The 17,729-nt window shown below is 44.7% G+C and carries 13 protein-coding genes and 1 pseudogene; 7 read left to right on the top strand and 7 right to left on the bottom strand.

The window, feature by feature from the left end; all coding sequences use genetic code 11:
* Positions 1–30: 30 nt before the first annotated feature.
* Entirely contained in the window at positions 31–1,368 is a 1,338-nt protein-coding gene (locus tag NL645_RS07795) for a GGDEF domain-containing protein (RefSeq protein WP_203346439.1), read from the bottom strand.
* 336 nt (positions 1,369–1,704) lie between these two features.
* On the opposite strand from NL645_RS07795, the gene NL645_RS07790 reads away from it, so the two are divergent.
* Positions 1,705–2,529, top strand: coding sequence for a DUF2797 domain-containing protein (locus NL645_RS07790; protein ID WP_065645312.1), 825 nt, complete (start codon positions 1,705–1,707; stop codon positions 2,527–2,529).
* 89 nt (positions 2,530–2,618) lie between these two features.
* Here NL645_RS07790 and NL645_RS07785 read toward each other — a convergent pair whose 3' ends face one another.
* Both NL645_RS07785 and NL645_RS07780 read right to left on the bottom strand, forming a co-directional pair.
* Entirely contained in the window at positions 2,619–3,854 is a 1,236-nt protein-coding gene (locus NL645_RS07785) for a cysteine desulfurase-like protein (RefSeq protein ID WP_124008752.1), read from the bottom strand.
* Positions 3,838–4,494, bottom strand: a complete 657-nt coding sequence (locus NL645_RS07780) for a 2OG-Fe dioxygenase family protein (RefSeq protein ID WP_185090759.1) — start codon at positions 4,492–4,494, stop codon at positions 3,838–3,840. The genes NL645_RS07785 and NL645_RS07780 overlap by 17 nt, the downstream gene beginning before the upstream one ends.
* Positions 4,495–4,853: 359 nt before the next feature.
* Here NL645_RS07780 and trxB point away from each other — a divergent pair, with 359 nt between their 5' ends.
* From trxB to cydC, 3 genes are all read left to right on the top strand, one after another.
* The gene (trxB, locus tag NL645_RS07775) at positions 4,854–5,813 is read left to right on the top strand and encodes a thioredoxin-disulfide reductase (RefSeq protein WP_124008750.1); all 960 of its coding nucleotides are present in this window, start codon (positions 4,854–4,856) and stop codon (positions 5,811–5,813) included.
* A 103-nt stretch (positions 5,814–5,916) separates the two neighbouring features.
* Entirely contained in the window at positions 5,917–7,704 is a 1,788-nt protein-coding gene (cydD, locus tag NL645_RS07770; RefSeq protein WP_253651516.1) for a cysteine/glutathione ABC transporter permease/ATP-binding protein CydD, read from the top strand.
* On the top strand, positions 7,697–9,418 hold the full coding sequence (gene cydC / locus NL645_RS07765) for a cysteine/glutathione ABC transporter ATP-binding protein/permease CydC (RefSeq protein ID WP_253651515.1): 1,722 nt from the start codon (positions 7,697–7,699) through the stop codon (positions 9,416–9,418). The genes cydD and cydC overlap by 8 nt, the downstream gene beginning before the upstream one ends.
* Before the next feature lie 97 nt (positions 9,419–9,515).
* Here cydC and NL645_RS07760 read toward each other — a convergent pair.
* The 3 genes and pseudogenes from NL645_RS07760 to NL645_RS07750 form a co-directional block, all read right to left on the bottom strand.
* Positions 9,516–10,846, bottom strand: a pseudogene (locus NL645_RS07760) (D-serine ammonia-lyase).
* 83 nt (positions 10,847–10,929) lie between these two features.
* Positions 10,930–12,024 carry a 3-phosphoserine/phosphohydroxythreonine transaminase gene (gene serC / locus NL645_RS07755; protein WP_085343139.1) on the bottom strand — a complete coding sequence of 365 codons (1,095 nt, stop codon included), beginning with the start codon at positions 12,022–12,024 and terminating at the stop codon, positions 10,930–10,932.
* A 138-nt stretch (positions 12,025–12,162) separates the two neighbouring features.
* Positions 12,163–13,431 carry a DUF945 family protein gene (locus NL645_RS07750; protein WP_253651514.1) on the bottom strand — a complete coding sequence of 423 codons (1,269 nt, stop codon included), beginning with the start codon at positions 13,429–13,431 and terminating at the stop codon, positions 12,163–12,165.
* A 186-nt stretch (positions 13,432–13,617) separates the two neighbouring features.
* On the opposite strand from NL645_RS07750, the gene NL645_RS07745 reads away from it, so the two are divergent.
* The 3 genes from NL645_RS07745 (at position 13,618) to NL645_RS07735 (ending at position 16,890) form a co-directional block, all read left to right on the top strand.
* A complete protein-coding gene (locus NL645_RS07745; RefSeq protein WP_124008745.1) occupies positions 13,618–15,558 on the top strand; it encodes an ATP-binding protein in 1,941 nt (646 codons plus the stop codon).
* A complete protein-coding gene (locus tag NL645_RS07740; RefSeq protein ID WP_012841921.1) occupies positions 15,555–16,052 on the top strand; it encodes a response regulator in 498 nt (165 codons plus the stop codon). Before NL645_RS07745 ends, NL645_RS07740 begins: the two co-directional genes overlap by 4 nt.
* 289 nt (positions 16,053–16,341) lie before the next feature.
* On the top strand, positions 16,342–16,890 hold the full coding sequence (locus NL645_RS07735) for a hypothetical protein (RefSeq protein ID WP_005393208.1): 549 nt from the start codon (positions 16,342–16,344) through the stop codon (positions 16,888–16,890).
* A gap of 190 nt (positions 16,891–17,080) precedes the next feature.
* On the opposite strand, the gene NL645_RS07730 is transcribed toward NL645_RS07735, so the two are convergent.
* Positions 17,081–17,668, bottom strand: a complete 588-nt coding sequence (locus tag NL645_RS07730; protein WP_005393210.1) for a TfoX/Sxy family DNA transformation protein — start codon at positions 17,666–17,668, stop codon at positions 17,081–17,083.
* Positions 17,669–17,729 lie beyond the last annotated feature (61 nt).

The following is a 17,729-nucleotide window of genomic DNA, read 5'->3' as shown; positions in this document are numbered from 1 at the left end:
CCTTTTTTAATTCCTTTGAGTGACGAATCGTTAGGCTTGCTTCTTTTCGCAGGCAAGCAAACCATAATGAACCTCGACCCGGTTGCGACCATTGCGCTTCGCTTGGTAAAGCACTTCGTCTGCTCTCGCCATGGTTTCTGAGACGCGTTCATTTTGCATTTGGGCGACGCCAATGCTGCATGTTAATGATTCACCGTGTACCCACAAATGACTCTCCACATTTTTGCGAATCATTTCCGCCTTCTTCACAGCTTGCTCAATATTGGTGTCAGGGCAAAATACAACAAACTCTTCTCCCCCCCAGCGAACAAGTCGGTCATCTGGGTAGATGGAACTTGCCACCACCATGACAAATTCGCGCAATATGTCATCCCCCATTTGGTGCCCAAATTTGTCATTCACCTTCTTAAATTTATCCAAATCCATATAGAGGATACTGAATGTACTATGCCCCCAGCGAACTTGCCGTGATTGCTGCTCAAGCCAGTGCTGCACTGCGTGACGGTTCATCGCTCCCGTCAACGCATCGCGATGCGCCAACTCTGCAAACTCATAGTTTTGAGCTCGCAACGTACCATTCACCTTCTCTAAATGACGATGACGTTTTTTCGCTTTTTCATAAGCGACTCGATTTTTTCGTAATTCGTGCAGCGAAAATGCCAGTCCAAGCGCCATCCAAGAGAGTAAGAGCGCATACAGTAACGTTTCTTGTGCAAGGTAAGCGCCTTCAAACTCAATTTTATCAATCACAATTTTGTGCTCGCCAAGTGCCGCACCAGATCCGGTCGCGATATCAATACGTGTGATGTTTGAAAATTCAGGTGCAGAGTGTTCAATCGCGACTTTGTTGTCTACTAACCACCACGTCATCACCTGTAAATTTTTAATCGGAATTTCGATGATGTCGTTTGAACCGGACGGAGAAAACTGCATGCCATTGTATTTAATCGTGTACTCGTCGTCTGGTTTGGAATACTCAGGGTTATAGTTGCGCAGATATAAACGCAAATCATGGCTCGGATTGGGCCCCACCCCCGCCTCTTCATATCTCACTTTTAATCGAATCGTATGGTAATTGGAAAGGTCAATCCCCTGTGTTGGCGTTGTGGAATCGGTATAAACAGAGATTCCGCAATAAGGCCAAGCATACGAGCTTTGCTTTAAGTCACAGCTGAGAACTAGGCTTTGCTTATCGTAAAAAATATCAGCCTCACTCAAGCCACCTTCGCTGGCGTCTTTAGTCGCATAGATATTGAAATGTTCTGGTGTAATGGTCAGCTTTCGTGTATCGCCAAGAACACTATAAAGCGCAACCAAACTAATAGTGCAAATAGAGAGGGCAAAGATAAATTTATGGATCCACTTCATGGGCGAGTGACCTGCTCAGCTTATATACAACACAATGTACTCAATGATTTTTCGAACTTCAAACAAAGTCATTTATCAAGAAACAAAATTACTTTTAGCTTTCGTTCTTACTTTCGATACATGGTAACGTGTTTTGAACCGTTATCACGTTTTTAAATCTCTCAAAAATGCGGTTCACTTGTTATTTGCGAAGCATTTCACAGCCGTATTTCCTAACCCATGAAGGTCAGTGCATAACATTTCAGAGCGATACATTTCGCTTTAATGTGCCTGTCAACCCTGCATCTCATCACCACTTCGGATATACTGTGCAAAAACACAATAATGAGTAATGTCATGTCATTAATTGCAACTGGTACGCTAAATAAAATGCGTGCATCTCTGGACGGTGCTGTCAGTTACCGTCTACCTGTTGGTGAGGAAGAGATTGATCTATCGCCGTTTCTGGGTAAAACGCTCACACTGACTCACACGGGCAATATTTTTTGTTGCTCATGTGGTAAGAAAACGAAAAAGAGTTATTCGCAAGGCCATTGTTTTGTCTGTATGAAAAAGCTAGCAAGCTGCGATATGTGCATCATGAAGCCAGAGACTTGTCACTACGACCAAGGGACTTGTCGCGAGCCACAATGGGGCGAAGAGAACTGCATGGTGGATCACTTTGTCTACCTATCCAATACATCCAGCTTAAAAGTTGGTATCACTCGTCATACGCAAATCCCAACTCGTTGGATTGATCAAGGTGCGACTCAGGGTTTGCCAATTTTTAAGGTAAAAACTCGCCATATCTCCGGTTTAATTGAAGTTGAACTGGCGAAACATATCGCAGATAAAACCAATTGGCGCACACTGTTGAAAGGCGATGGTGAACCAATGGCACTGCAAGATCGTTTTGCTGAGCTATTACCTTTAGTCGAAGACAAGATTGCTGAGATAAAACAGCAATTCGGTGAAGATGCAATTGAAGTATTGAGCGAAAGCATTACCGACCTTAGCTATCCGGTGCAACAGCACCCAACTAAGATCACCTCGCATAATTTCGATAAAAACCCGGTTGTTACTGGCACTTTGCAAGGCATCAAAGGTCAATACCTCATTTTTGACACTGGCGTGATCAACGTAAGAAAATTCACTTCCTATGAAGTAGAAGTAAGCGCCTAATCGCATATATAGCTGGTTTGTTGAAATAAAAACGAAAAAGCTCGAGTCAAACTCGAGCTTTTGTTTTTCTATCAGGAAGATATGATCAGTTACGCATCAAGGATGTTTTCTAGTACATCGAACAACATATCGACTTCTTCTATTGTGTTGTAATGCATGCAACCAATTCGTACTACACCACCCGACTCTTCTAGACCAAGTTGACGAACTAAGCCCAGCGCATAAAAGTGGCCGTTCCAAACACAGATGTTGTGTTCACCCAGCGTTTTCGCGATAAATTCTGGAGAATATCGGTCGAATGTTAGCGCAAAAGTTGGTGTGCGGAGCTGGCTATCTTCTTTCGCAATGCCAAATAGATTGACACCATCTAGTGCACTCAGACGCTGTAAGAAACGCTCACTCAAGCGTTGCTCATGCTGTTCATACAACTGGTAACTTTGCTCCAATCGTTGACGAAGAGGTAAACCGGCTTCACCAAATTGAGCCAGATACTCAACCGCAGCAACGACACCAGCAAGACCTTCAAAACTTTGCGTCCCCGTTTCAAATCGGCCTGGCCCAATATTGGTTGCAGGCTCGACTTTGTACGGACGAATACTGTGCAGCCACTGGTTGGCAATGTAAGCAATACCAACGTGCGGGCCGAAAAACTTGTAAGCAGAGCACGCTAAAAAGTCACAACCCAACGCCTGAACATCAACCAAATGATGCGGCGCGTAATGGACGGCATCCACATAAACTTGTGCCCCAACGTTGTGCGCCATGCTTACTACTCGCTGCACATCCACGATAGAACCAGTCGTATTCGATGCATAAGTTACTGCGACAAGGCGCGTTTTATCAGAAAGAAGACTGCTTAAATGCTCCAAGTCCAACGTACAATCATCTTCGTTGATACGAACCTGATGAACCGTAACGCCTTGATCTTCTGCCGCTTGTTGCCAGCTGGACACATTCGAATAGTGGTCCAAAGCAGAAACAATGATCTCATCTCCCTCTTGCCAATCTCGGCTAATCGCACGACTAAGCTGAAAGGTTAACGATGTCATGTTCGCACCGAAGACGATATTGCCAGATGACGGCGCGTTAAGCAGAGCTTGCGCTGACTCGCGTGCATTTTGCATCACGTCAACCGTCTTTTGGCTAGAAAAATAATGCCCGCCTAAGTTGGCGTTGAAACGACCTAAATATCCCACCATGCTATCTAGCACTGATTGAGGTACCTGTGACCCGCCTGGACCATCAAAAAACGTCACAGGCTTGTCGTTATGGTATTGAGCGAGTGCCGGAAACTGCTCTCTGATCAGATTAAGATTGAAGTTCATTGCGCTTATCCGTAGCCGTGAGTACAAACACATCCATATGACCCGCTTCATCATCAATGACAGAACGGATTGGGCACGCGTTGTGCCACAGTTTACTGTCTGCCAATATTGCAACCTCACCCGTTTCTAACACCTTACGGAAAAATGGGGCTTGGTTATGACTGCTGTACAGCATGATGTCACCACCAATGATGTTATGGCGTCCTACGCCAACCATTGCAATGTGATCAAAACCGTCTTGGTGCACACCTTCAGGTGCCACTTGAGTTTCTTCTTCTAGCGCTGTGATTCGGATTTGGTGAATTTCTATTTCCTGACCGTTAGGCAGATTATTCGCATTGACAAACAATTCGCACATTTCTCGGAAACCATCACTGGTGAGAATATCCTTCTCAATCGGCTCAAATTGTCTTACAACATCACCTTGGAATCGGTTGATATCAGACGATTGAACAAAGCTGTTTTTGTTTAAGTCAATGACTTTGCCATTATCAAAACCAACCACAGAATAACGTCTTAGTCGATACTGACCATCTGCATGCTCGGTACGAGGCAGTTCTTCAAACGATGGGGAAAGCTGCTCAATTGCTGCCATGCTGAGCTGTGTTAAATGCAGAGTATTCTCACGTGAATGTAACATCATTGTCTCCTTTAATGAGGCACATTAATTAACATTTAATTTACACACTAGGTTACGCAAATATTCTGCAATTGCCAGCTTTTAACGTTGATAGCTTCAACAAAATAACAAAAACAACATAACAGACCAATCCAAAGCACAAATACAGAGCCATGTTTCAGTTTTGCGCTTTGGCGATATTTGAAACTAGACTTCTCTACTACGAATAGAATTTTATGCTAGAAGTCAACGTTCTTTATCAATCTTTAGTGGGTTCTAATCTATAACCAATTATTCGATCACAATCGTTGTTTATGCTTTTAAAGCACTAAGAATTTCCATACAATCGAGGGAAATGTTCAGCCCTTTTTGGAGCCATAATGAGCGACGTAAAACATTGTAAACTATTAATTCTTGGTTCTGGTCCAGCAGGATACACAGCTGCCGTGTACGCAGCGCGTGCCAACCTAAACCCTGTGCTTGTGACGGGAATGCAACAAGGTGGTCAGCTAACCACCACTACTGAAGTTGAAAACTGGCCCGGCGACGCTGAAGGTCTGACAGGTCCTGCATTGATGGATCGCATGAAAGAGCACGCCGAGCGTTTCGAAACTGAGATCGTGTTTGATCACATCAACGAAGTAGAACTATCACAACGCCCATTTCGTTTAAAAGGCGATTCTGGCGAGTACACATGTGACGCATTGATTATTTCTACAGGTGCATCAGCAAAATACCTTGGCCTTGAGTCTGAAGAAACATTTAAAGGTCGCGGCGTTTCTGCTTGTGCAACCTGTGACGGTTTCTTCTACCGTAATCAGAAAGTTGCAGTTGTGGGCGGTGGTAACACTGCTGTTGAGGAAGCACTTTACCTATCTAACATTGCGTCAGAAGTTCACCTGATCCACCGTCGCGATTCATTCCGTGCAGAGAAGATCCTTGTGAAACGTCTGATGGATAAAGTTGAAAGCGGTAATATCGTTCTTCATACCGATCGAACTCTCGATGAAGTACTTGGCGACGACATGGGCGTAACTGGCGTTCGTATTAAAGACGTCAACACAGGTGCGACAGAAGACCTTGAAGTGATGGGCGCGTTTATTGCGATCGGCCACCAGCCAAACACACAAATCTTTGAAGGCCAAGTAGACATGAAAGATGGCTACATCATCGTTAAGTCTGGCCTAGAAGGCAACGCAACACAAACTAGCATTGAAGGTGTATTTGCAGCAGGCGACGTTATGGACCATAACTACCGTCAAGCTATCACATCAGCTGGTACAGGTTGTATGGCGGCATTAGATGCTGAGCGTTTCTTAGACTCACTTGGTGACAAATAACTTTTCACATTTGTGTCATATCCTTAAAACCCAGCGGTATTCCCGCTGGGTTTTCTTTTGTATACTACCGCCTCATTAAAACAATTATCATTAAGCCTTCACGATGGATAAGAAAAAGCAAAGCAGCTTGAATAAGTGGCTTAAGCAACAAAGTAAGTTAGCCAAGCGCTGGCTTATGATTGCGATAGGCCTAGGCGTACTTTCAAGCGTGTTTTTATTGGCTCAAGCAGCCCTGCTCGCCTCCATTCTGCACCAGTTAATCATTGACCAAGTCGACAAAGCCGACCTCATTTGGCATTTTGTTGGGCTTGGTGGCACGGTTATCGGTCGAGCTGCTTGTACCTGGGGTCGAGAGCTTGCCGGTTACCGTTGCGGTGAGCAAATTCGAGTTTATATTCGCCAACTCATTTTAGATAAAGTTCATAAACTTGGGCCAGCTTACATCAAAGGCAAACCTGCCGGCAGCTGGGCGACGCTCATCTTAGAGCAGGTAGAAGATATGCAAGATTTCTTCTCTCGCTACTTGCCTCAGATGTCATTATCGGTATTAGTGCCTTTCATTATTTTGGTTGTCGTATTCCCAGTAAACTGGGCGGCAGGCTTGATCTTCCTCGTCACCGCACCACTAGTGCCTATTTTCATGGCACTGGTTGGGATGAAAGCCGCAGAAGCAAACCGTAAAAACTTTAAAGCGATGCAGCGTTTGTCCGGTCACTTTTATGACCGCTTGCAAGCAATGACGACCATTCGCTTATTCGATAGAACAAAATCTGAAACTGAAACTCTGAAGGGTGCTTCGGAAGTCTTTCGTACTCGTACCATGGACGTTCTGAAAATCGCGTTTCTATCTTCTGCGGTTTTAGAGTTTTTCACTTCCATTTCTATCGCAATTACCGCCGTCTACTTTGGCTTTAGTTATATCGGAGAGCTCGATTTCGGCTACTACGGCACAGGTGTTACGCTGTTTGCTGGTTTGTTCATTCTGATTCTTGCGCCAGAGTTTTATCAGCCATTACGTGATTTGGGCACGTTCTACCATGCGAAACAGCAAGCGGTTGGCGCAGCAGAAAGTATTGTCGAGTTTCTAGATTTGGAAGTCGATCAAGTCAAAGATGGTACCCAAGCGTTAGATAAAAACAGCCCTATCCATATTGAAGCGGACGAGCTAGCCATTTTTAGTCCGGAAGGTAAGCAGCTCGCAGGTCCCCTATCCTTCTCTCTTGAAGCCAACAAAAGTACGGCTTTAGTTGGACCAAGTGGCGCAGGTAAAACAAGCTTGGTCAACACCATCCTCGGTTTCATGCCTTATCAAGGTAGCTTGAAGATTAATGGTTGTGAATTGTCACAACTGGATCTCGCCACATGGCGAGAGGCCGTAAGCTGGATTGGTCAAAACCCGATGCTATTACATGGCAGCATTCGAAATAACGTCACGTTAGGCAAACACAACATTCAAGATGCAGACGTTCATTCTGTTTTGAATGACTCTCATGCTGCTGAATTTGTTGAAATGCATGGGTTGGATTACCCGATATCTGACCGCTCTGGTGGTTTATCTGTCGGCCAAGCCCAGCGTTTAGCGTTGGCTCGCGCTATGCTACAAAATGGTCGTTTTTGGTTATTAGATGAACCGACCGCAAGCTTAGATGCTCGTAGTGAAAAACTCGTCATGGAAGGCATTAACAAGTACGCACATGCCACAACGAATTTGATGATTACTCACCAGTTGGCACCTTTACAAAGCGTATCGCAAATTCTTGTTATGCAGGACGGCCAGATTGTTCAACGTGGTGATTACGACACACTGTCGACAGAAGATGGCTTATTTAAAGACATGTTGGAAGCGAACCTCGCACAACGTGAAACAGACAAGGGGAACTTAGATGCGTGATTTACTCCCTTATCTAAAACTCTATAAGAAACATTGGTTTGGTCTTTCTCTAGGTATGCTATTGGCATTTCTGACCTTAGCTGCATCTATTGGCTTATTAACGCTATCGGGTTGGTTTATTTCAGCCGCAGCGGTGGCAGGCTTGACGGTTGCTCGTGAAACCTTCAACTACATGTTACCAGGTGCCGGGGTACGCGGCGCTGCAATGGCTCGAACCGCAGGTCGATGGGGAGAACGTGTCGTCAGCCACAATGCAACGTTCAAGCTGCTTACCGATTTACGTATCTTCTTCTTTAAGAAACTTGCACCACTGATTCCGGGTCGTGTTTCTACGATGCGTGATGCCGATCTGCTCAACCGCCTAGTGGCGGACGTAGATGCGATGGATCACGTTTACCTTCGACTTATCAGCCCTGTCGTGATTGGTATTTTTGGCATATTGAGTTTAACGGCTGTCCTGGCGTTCTTTGATTGGCATCTCGCCCTACTGCTTGGCTCGATTCTTACCGTCATGTTGTTTGTATGGCCAGTGTTGTTCTATAAACTTGGTAAAAGTAATGGCGAGAATCTCACTCATCATAAAGCGCAATTGCGAGTGGCGACTCTGGACTGGCTTCAAGGCTACAGCGAACTGAGTATCTTTGGAGCAGAAGAGCGTTATCGCAATCTCATTCTAGAGAAGCAAAAGCAGCTTTTGTCTAATCAGTTTGTGAACGCGAATTTAACGGGCATGGCTTCAGGCCTGCTTATGCTTGTGAACGGTCTTACACTGGTTGTGATGCTTTGGTTTGCTGCAGACGACGTAGGAGGTCGTGCTCCTGATCCTTGGATTGCGTTGTTTGCATTTGCAACGATGGCAAGTTTTGAAATTTTGATGCCTATTGCGGGCGCGTTCCAGCACCTGGGTCAAACGTTGACTTCTGCTCGTCGTTTAAATGAAGTAATTTTGGCTGAACCGGACGTTGTCTTCCCTGAGCAATCGAAACATAAAGGCACAACGTTAGACATTGAATTCGACAACATTGGCTTCACTTACCCTGACGGTCAGCAAAAGGTGCTGAAAGACTTGTCACTCTCACTACCGTTGGGCACTAAAACAGCCATTGTAGGTCAAACAGGTTCAGGTAAATCAACACTCATTCAGCTTCTTTGTCGCTACTGGGATGTTAACCAAGGTGAAGTTCGAATCGGTGGTACAAGACTGCAAGATTGGAGCGAGTCTGACCTGCGAGAAGCAATGACAGTGGTCAGTCAACGCGTTGATGTACTGAATGGAACACTGCGTGACAACTTACTTATGGCAGCTCCAGAAGCAAGTGATGAGCGACTGTCTGAGATTCTTCAAAAAGTCGAACTTGGTGGCCTTCTTGAAGCTCCAGGGTTAGACGCTTGGTTAGGCGACGGTGGTCGTCAGTTATCTGGTGGAGAGAAACGCCGAATCGGTATCGCTCGCGCATTGCTACGTGATGCGCCAATCCTACTCTTGGATGAACCAACTGAAGGTCTCGATAAGCGTACGGAACAGAAAGTGATGGCGCTTTTCAATGAGCACTTTGCTAATAAGACAGTGGTATTCATTACACACCGACTTATAGAATTAGAAAGCATGGATAGCATCTGTTTGATGGAACAAGGTGAGATCATCGAGCAAGGCGATCATCCAACGCTACTCGCTCAGAAAGGTCGTTACTACCAGCTATTACAGTCTCTATAATTCGATATTCAGTGACGAGAAGGGCTCATCAAACGATGAGCCCTTTTGTTATTCCTGTATTGTTAATTGCCTAGTTAAGTACGTATACAGAGCTGATTTACCGACCTGATTTTTTGAGATAAGCCGCCATTTCATCTTCCGGAACCATGCCTCCACCTGTTGCCCAAACAAGATGCGTTGCATTTCTGAGTTTTTCTTCGTCAAACTGCATTCGAGACTGATAAGCATGGTTATTCGAGACGTGCACTGCCCCAACCATACCAGCTAATGCAGAAGGCTCTAGGTTAATGCCTTCGAGTTCACTTAACTCACCCAAGTGGTGATACATACGAGCATCATCAATGGTGTAAAAGCCATCAATTAGCCTTTCCATCGCTCTACCGACAAATCCCGACGCACGCCCTACTGCTAATCCATCAGCAGCGGTCATGTTGTCGATATCCAAATCTTGTACCGCAATCTCGTCATGCAAGCCGGTATGCACGCCCAACAACATGCACGGAGAGTGCGTTGGCTCTGCGAAAATACAATGAACATGATCACCAAACGCGACTTTCAAACCAAATGCCACGCCACCAGGCCCACCGCCAACACCACAGGGTAGATAAACAAACAGCGGATGATGCTCATCAACCACGATTCCCAAGTCATCAAACTGCTGCTTAAGACGCTCACCCGCAACAGAGTAACCTAGAAACAACGTCTGCGAGTTTTCATCATCAATAAAGAAGCAGTTAGGATCTTGCTCAGCTTCTTTACGACCTTGCTCAACGGCAACACCATAGTCTTGCTGGTACTCCACCACTTTGACGCCATGTGACCGGAGCTTATTTTTCTTCCACTCCCGCGCATCAGAAGGCATGTGAACTGAGACTGAAAAACCAAGCTTTGCACTCATGATGCCAATGGACATACCGAGGTTACCCGTTGACCCAACCGCAATACTGTACTGCTTAAAAACTGCCGAAACTCATTGCTGAACAATTTGCTGTAATCATCGGTTTCGCAGAGTAAGCCAGCTTCAAACGCCAACTTTTCTGCATGGGTGAGCACTTCATAAATGCCACCTCTCGCTTTGATAGAACCAGAAATTGGCAGATGACTGTCTTTTTTGAGCATTAAACGGCCCAATATTGGCGTGTCGTATTGCTGCTCCAAACGCAATTTCATCTTGGGAACATCCACCACAGAAGACTCAATGATGCCATGCGACGTTTCCGTTTCGGGAAACGCTTTCATCAAATAAGGCGCAAATCGTGCTAGCCGTTTACTCGCCGCTTGAATATCTTCTTCATCTAACCCGACATGAGGTAAACCTTCCTCCAAGGAAGTGATATAGGGGTTGAACCAACAAACCTCTTCAAGATCGATAAGTGGCGCCAAGAGTGGGAACTGCTTGATCAGCGCTTCAATATTCGCCTTGGTCATTTTACCTTCCTGGAGTGATGTGAGTTGAGATAAACAAAAGCGCCGCAATTGCGACGCTTTCATGAATAACAGTGAATTTGATTTTATGCGTAGTTTTTCTCAAACTCTTGCATAAAATCGATTAACGCTTGTACACCTTCTAGCGGCATGGCGTTATAAATGGAAGCTCGCATACCACCAACGGCTCGGTGCCCTTTTAGTGATTTCAGCCCTTTGGCATCTGCTAGTTCAAGGAACGTCGCATCCAGTTCAGGTTTCGCAAGTTGGAATGGCACATTCATCAAAGAACGGTTTGCTGAGTGCACGCCATTACGGTAGAAATCAGACTGATCGATGTAATCATACAGTAGTGCGGCTTTAGCGCGGTTCACTTGCTCGATCGCTTTTACCCCACCCTGCGCCTTTAACCATTTGAAAACAAGACCAGACAGGTACCATGCAAAGGTTGGTGGCGTGTTGAACATTGATTCTTTCTCAGCCAGAACAGTGTAATCCAAGATACTTGGCAGTACCTGCTTCGCCATACCTAACAAGTCGTCGCGCACGATAGCGATAGCAATGCCTGAAGGACCAATGTTTTTCTGAGCGCCCGCATAAATCACACCATATTTCGATACATCAATCTCACGAGAAAGAATCGTCGAAGACATGTCAGCAACGATTGGTTTGTCGGTGACAGGAAGATCGTTAATCTCGATACCGTCAATGGTTTCATTTGGACAGAAATGCACGTAAGCCGCTTCTGGAGCAATTTTCCATTCGTTTGCAGGTAGAACGGCTACTTTTCCGTTGATTTCTGTTTTTGCATCAAATACGTCTGGTTCGCAGTATTTCTTCGCTTCAGCTACCGCACTTTCAGCCCAATAACCGCCGTCGATGTAAGTTGCCGTCTCGGCATCACCAAGTAAGTTTAGAGGAACAGCAGCAAATTGAGCACGAGCACCACCTTGGCAGAACAGCACTTTATAGTTGTCCGGAATATTCAGAAGATCACGTAAATCTTGCTCGGCTTCTTCTGCAACTTTGATGAACTCTTTGCTTCGGTGGCTGATTTCCATGACCGAAGTACCAAGGCCTTGCCAATCGATTAGTTCCTGTTGTGCTTGCTGCATAACTGCTTTAGGCAGACCTGCTGGCCCTGCACTGAAGTTAAATACGTTGTCCGTATTTTGTTCCATGATGCTCATTGCTCCTGCTATGTAAATATTACGAAATTAATATCACGTTTTCGCAGCGATAAAAACAAGAAAAGAGGTCTTACGACCTCTTTTTAAAGACTAAGCGTTAAATTGGATTAATTCCGCAACAATACTTGGCTACTGTTGTTGCATCAAGGCAGGCATAAGTAGCGCCACTAATGGGAACTCATGTCCATTTTCGAACTTCAATTTGCCTTCACCGATTTCTGCTTTGAGTTGATAACCGCCCTCTACTTTCTCGATCAACTCCATGATGAGCAGCTCATCAATTCCTTCTTGAATAAATGGGTAGTGCGTCACTAATTCGTCAGAGAAGTAAGTGCTGAGCTCACCAGTAGTCGCCGTCATCAACTTCATTGGGTCTTGAGTAATGTGGTCAGTACCTTCAGGAATGGATAATTGCCACTCGTTATGGAATTTACCGTCACCAAACGCAAGTGAAAGCTCATTCACGGATAAATCAAAACCTTTGCTAAACAGCGTGTCAACATGCGGCAATAAGCTCGCAATTTCCTGCTCGTCTAACATTGGAGAGCTTTGATAGATAGACATAATTTGGTCAAATGACTGGCTATCCACATCTGCAATTGAGAAATCCAACTTAAAGTTATCGACATCCGTACCATCAGTTAAACGCAGTTTCTTAGCATCTAGGTTCAGCTGACTGTTCAGCTTATCACCAGACTCATTTATCGTAGTGTTGCCGCGGTAACTTGCATTCTCAATCAAAAAGACAGGCGTTAAGTTCGAATCAACCACATCCAGCTTCTCTAGAGAAAAAGATTGCTCACCCAGCCAATAGCCTTTTGCTTGCTTACCTTTACCCTGACCTGTCAATGCATTCAGATGAAGCTCTTCACCGTTTTCAAAATCCACTTGAACAGAAGGAACAGAAACTTGGTAATTGAGATCACCCAATACCGTCACATCCCCTGTCACTTTTGCAGGGCTTGTAGAAACAGAAACACCTTGCGCTTCGTTACGATAATGCCAACTGTCTAGGTCAAGGGTGAATGCCGTATTGCCATTTAGTTGAGTCTGACTATGCATCGTGAGAGGCAAAAAGTCATTGTCCACCAATTTTGAATCTGCTGTTAGGCTTGTTAGACCGTGGCTTACATCACTGGTTACGTCAAACGCCGTTGGCATACCATCACGCTCTAGCTGCGTTTTAAGCTCAGGATCAACAACTGAATAACGAGTCAGCACGACTGAAGACAAATAGCCACGTTGATACTCGACCACTTCGCCTTTAATCATTTCATCATTCATATTGGTAATACCATCTTCAATGATGGACTGACCAATTTGTCCGACAGCCAATGGCCAACACAGCGCTAATGAGATAGCACCACCAATGGCGCCGATTTTTTTAAGATTTTGCATAACGTCACTTACTAGGTATTTTCGGTCAGTCTACCCCAAACCTTCTGCGGAGAAAACATTGAGACAAATCAGACTATTGATGCTTATTCTAGTCCATTAATCAGGAATCATACTTGGCTCCCACTCATCATGTCCTTTTATTGTTAAAGTTTGCGTGGCGAAGTTTTAACCGGAGCTAAAACATCTGTGAATCGTTATGCTGTGTTGTGTCTCGACAACAACCCAATCAGTGCTGAACAGTTTCGATTGGAGCTGTCTGCCTTCTCAAGTAAGTTTGATATTTTTTCTGTCGAATCGATAGAAGAGGCTCAAAGCGCTTTAGAGTATCTGGAAGAAAGAGAGCAGACTGTTGCTTTAGTTATAGCGAGCCATCACGCTCATTTTAATGGCGTGGATTTTCTTATTGGTTTAGACCGGATGCCGCATACCGAGCAAGCAAGAAAAATTCTTATTAGCTGCTCGTCTGATATAGAGGCAATTCTCACTGCCGTTAATGAGGGCAGGCTCGACCACTGCCTCACTAAACCTTTGCCAGATCACGTCTTATTTAACACAGTGCAAAAAGAGCTGACCCAATTTATATTGCGAAATGGCAAAGAAGACCTGCTAAGTTACAGTCAGATATTGGATCATCACAGCTTGTTGCGAGCGCACATCAATAATCAGATGAGCCATTATCAAGCGGGCTTTTTACACGACTACCACTCGATGTCTGATGCTGAGTTAGCCGAGCAAGTGATCTCCGCTCTCCAGCAATTTTTCAAAGATAATGACGAAACAAGAGCGTGCCGCACCTATTCAACTGAACACTTATTAACCGTAGAAGGCGAGCCAAATAGCTTCTTGTGGTTTATCACCGATGGTGAAGTGGCTCTGTACAAGCGCGATGAGCAAGGCATGCAGCGAGAGGTTGTACGCCATAACAAAGGTAATATTGTCGGAGGCATGTCGTTTGTTACTGGGGAATGTTCTTTCTCGACAGCCCTAACGCTGACAAAGACAAAGGTCATCAAACTCGATCGCAACGTATTCAATAAAGTGATGCAAAGCGACTCAAACTTGCTGCCTCTTTTTACAAACTTGCTCTTACGCCACTTCAACCGCCGATTACAAAGAAGCATCAACACCAAGTTGCAACTTCAAAAAACGCTCGAATCGCTGGAGTCTGCCCACCAGCAACTCATTGAAAGAGAAAAAATGGCGATGCTCGGCCAGTTGGTTGCGGGCGTAGCGCATGAACTAAATAATCCGATAGCAGCGATATTGAGGGGCGTAGAGAATTTAACGCATACGCTTGCACGATTACTTAACGAAGTACCCAGTTCCGATATACAAACCAAAGGCATTGAGTTGTTGAGCAAAGCTCAAACCGCAAAACCCGCATCAACCGCAGAGCTCAGATCACGCGTTAAAGCACTTAATCATGCCCTTCCAGACCGAACACTGGCTAAGAAAGTGGTGAACCTTGGGCTAGAGTCAGATCACGAGTTACTCACTCAACTAACGAAAAAACAGCAAGTGTCTTCTCATGTTCTCGATACTCTTGAGCAATACCACAAAGCAGGTTCCACTCTTCGCTCGATTAACGTCTGTGCTGCGCGAATTGCAGATATGGTGAAAAGCCTTAAAGGTTACGCACGCTCAGATGATGAGACCCAGCACTATGCTGATATTCATGAAGGTATTGAAGACACCTTGGTGATCTTCGAAAACAAACTAAAAATGCATCAGGTTTCCACTAATTACGCGGATTTACCTCCTATCCTTTGTCAACCAATCGCACTCCAACAGGTATGGACGAATTTGGTCTCTAACGCCATTGATGCATTTCCGGAAAAAGGCGTTTTAAAAATACAAACACGTCTTGCAGAAAAAGATCATACACATTACGCCGTTATCTCGTTTGAAGATAATGGGTGTGGCATTCCTGAATCGCAAAGAGAAGCCATTTTCGAGCTCAACTTCACGACGAAAAAAGAAGGCAACTTTGGTTTAGGCATTGGGCTGTCCATCTGCCAGCAAATCGTGACAGCACATAAGGGATGGATTGACGTCGAATCAGAGCTCGACAAGTTCACACGAATGACAGTCTGGTTACCAGTCATCGAAAAAGGAGATGAAATATGACCAAGTATTTAATTTTATGTGTCGATGACGAACGAGAAGTCTTGGATAGCGTGCTCCAGGATCTCGCTCCCTTTGAGGAACATTTTATTGTCGAAGGAGCGGAATCAGTCACTGAAGCAAGGCAAGTGATCGAGGAGATGGCGGAAGAGGAAGTTCAGCTTGCGCTCATTTTATGCGACCACATTATGCCGGAGCAAACTGGGATTAGCTTCTTAATCGAACTCAGTCAAAATGGTGACACAAAAGCGGCCCGCAAAGTCTTACTTACAGGACAAGCCGGCTTAGAAGACACCGTTGAGGCCGTCAATAACGCAAGTCTGGACTATTACATTGCCAAACCATGGAGAGGTGAAGAATTGAGAAAAGCAATCGTGTCTCAGCTTACTGCTTTTATGATTGCAAATGATGATAACTTATTATCTTGGACTCAAGTCCTTGATTCTGAGGCGATCCTCAATGCCATGGCTGAACGCAGAGCAAGCTTCGGCGAGTAATATGCGTGGCTCTAGCTTGAATGTCACCAAAGCCAGCTGATCCACGTTATTTCGCGCAATAGCGCGAGTATGGAAAAGCATCACTATTTATCCGATTGATGCTCTTAGACGTTATGTATATGGCGTAGTTTTTGCTTAAACCAACTAACTATTAAGTTAATTGACAAAACATCGACACATTTTTGTTGGTCGTGGACCTTCCTTTTTATTATGATGTCGGACAAATCAGATTACGGTTCAAGTGGTTACTTGAATCCATGGAAATAATGAACAAGGTTTATCGTTAGTTATGCGTAAAACACTATTAGCCGCTGCCTTACTAGTGGCATCAAGCCATGCCCTAGCCGCAAACGACCGCAATGCGCCAGCAACTATGAGCAACTTTAGCTACGACTATTTCGAAGCGCGTATTGGCGCAAGTCCTGTGACATTTGGTGCTGGATTCAGCAAATCAATTCACCCTAACGCACATGTTATTGCTCGTATCGACTCTGAGTTTGAAAGTGACTTTGACTCAGCCGCTGGTTTTGGCTTTCATTCGCCACTAAACAACTGGGCTGACCTTACAGGTGAAATGCTAATGCGCGTTGTACAACCTTCAAGCGATAGCAGCACTGACGTAGGTATGGAACTGAACTTAGGTGTTCGTCAATGGTTAGGTCCTCAATTAGAAGTAGGCGGCAAAGTCGGCTACGTTTCTATTGATAACGATGACGACTGGACCGGTGCAGCATACGCTCGTTTCCACTCAACTGAGCTTTTCTCTCTAGGTGCTGAAGCGCGTATCAACGACTTTTATGGTGATCAGGTAATGTTCACCACGCGTTTTAAGTTTTAAGATTTGTGCTTTAAGAAAAGAGCAAATTAAAAAACAAAAGCCGAGGCCCATGCCTCGGCTTTTTGTCTAATCTAATGACTAACTCAATGAAGTGGTCAAAAACTTCAATGTCCTTTTTCCGCTTTCAACACTTGCCTTTACGACCCGCTAACTCCATCAAAACGAGTCAATCATCGTGCGTTCAGCTTGCTTACTCACACAGCGCCAGTAACTGCTTTTTACGCGGCTCTTGAATCAGTTTCCAATGAACGCCGTCAGTTGCACCAGCGAATTTCCAAAGCAACTTAACATCAACGTCATTGCCATAAGCCACTTTAACTTTGTTGAAGACTTTTACAGGTCCAAGTTCTAAAAAGGTTTCTACGTCATCAACACCTGCTTTCTTGACCATTCGCTCAAGAGTTAACTGCATATTTGGCAGATCTCTCAAACGTCTACTGGCAGAAGACTTTTGATATTTTCGTTCCTTAATTGAGTATTCAATTGATTTTTGTACCAGTTCATCGAGCCCTGCATATCCGGATTCAAATAAATCTGTTACGTCATAATAATTTACGGTTGCCGTCGTCTGTTTTTTGACGTGCTTATATTTTTCGCAATTCAGTTGAGTAAACACTTCGTCCAATCCATTACCACCACGTAAGTAGCAGCAATCATTGCTGACAAGCGCAAACATAGCATCATCGGTGAATAAACCGATACCACCGAACATAGAACGTTTTTGATACTCACTAAAGTTGCGTACATATTTAAAAAAAGCTTGGTCTGTCATGTCCATTGACCTCTTTAATCTGAATAAATTACCCCGATTAGCGATGTCACCAGATAAACAGCAGCTT

The sequence above is a fragment of the Vibrio sp. Y51_MX_L26 genome (assembly GCF_024181935.1).
Classification (GTDB): domain Bacteria; phylum Pseudomonadota; class Gammaproteobacteria; order Enterobacterales; family Vibrionaceae; genus Vibrio; species Vibrio diabolicus.
Note: the sequence above shows the minus strand (reverse complement) of the source record. Positions and strands in the feature narration are given on the sequence as shown.

Coding starts and splice junctions, on each gene's coding strand:
- cydC (WP_253651515.1), top strand. CDS start 7,697: ATGCGTGATTTACTCCCTTATCTAAAACTCTATAAGAAACATTGGTTT.
- NL645_RS07750 (WP_253651514.1), bottom strand. CDS start 13,431: ATGCAAAATCTTAAAAAAATCGGCGCCATTGGTGGTGCTATCTCATTA.
- NL645_RS07790 (WP_065645312.1), top strand. CDS start 1,705: ATGTCATTAATTGCAACTGGTACGCTAAATAAAATGCGTGCATCTCTG.
- cydD (WP_253651516.1), top strand. CDS start 5,917: ATGGATAAGAAAAAGCAAAGCAGCTTGAATAAGTGGCTTAAGCAACAA.
- NL645_RS07740 (WP_012841921.1), top strand. CDS start 15,555: ATGACCAAGTATTTAATTTTATGTGTCGATGACGAACGAGAAGTCTTG.
- serC (WP_085343139.1), bottom strand. CDS start 12,024: ATGGAACAAAATACGGACAACGTATTTAACTTCAGTGCAGGGCCAGCA.
- NL645_RS07735 (WP_005393208.1), top strand. CDS start 16,342: ATGCGTAAAACACTATTAGCCGCTGCCTTACTAGTGGCATCAAGCCAT.
- NL645_RS07730 (WP_005393210.1), bottom strand. CDS start 17,668: ATGGACATGACAGACCAAGCTTTTTTTAAATATGTACGCAACTTTAGT.
- NL645_RS07780 (WP_185090759.1), bottom strand. CDS start 4,494: ATGTTACATTCACGTGAGAATACTCTGCATTTAACACAGCTCAGCATG.
- trxB (WP_124008750.1), top strand. CDS start 4,854: ATGAGCGACGTAAAACATTGTAAACTATTAATTCTTGGTTCTGGTCCA.
- NL645_RS07795 (WP_203346439.1), bottom strand. CDS start 1,368: ATGAAGTGGATCCATAAATTTATCTTTGCCCTCTCTATTTGCACTATT.
- NL645_RS07785 (WP_124008752.1), bottom strand. CDS start 3,854: ATGAACTTCAATCTTAATCTGATCAGAGAGCAGTTTCCGGCACTCGCT.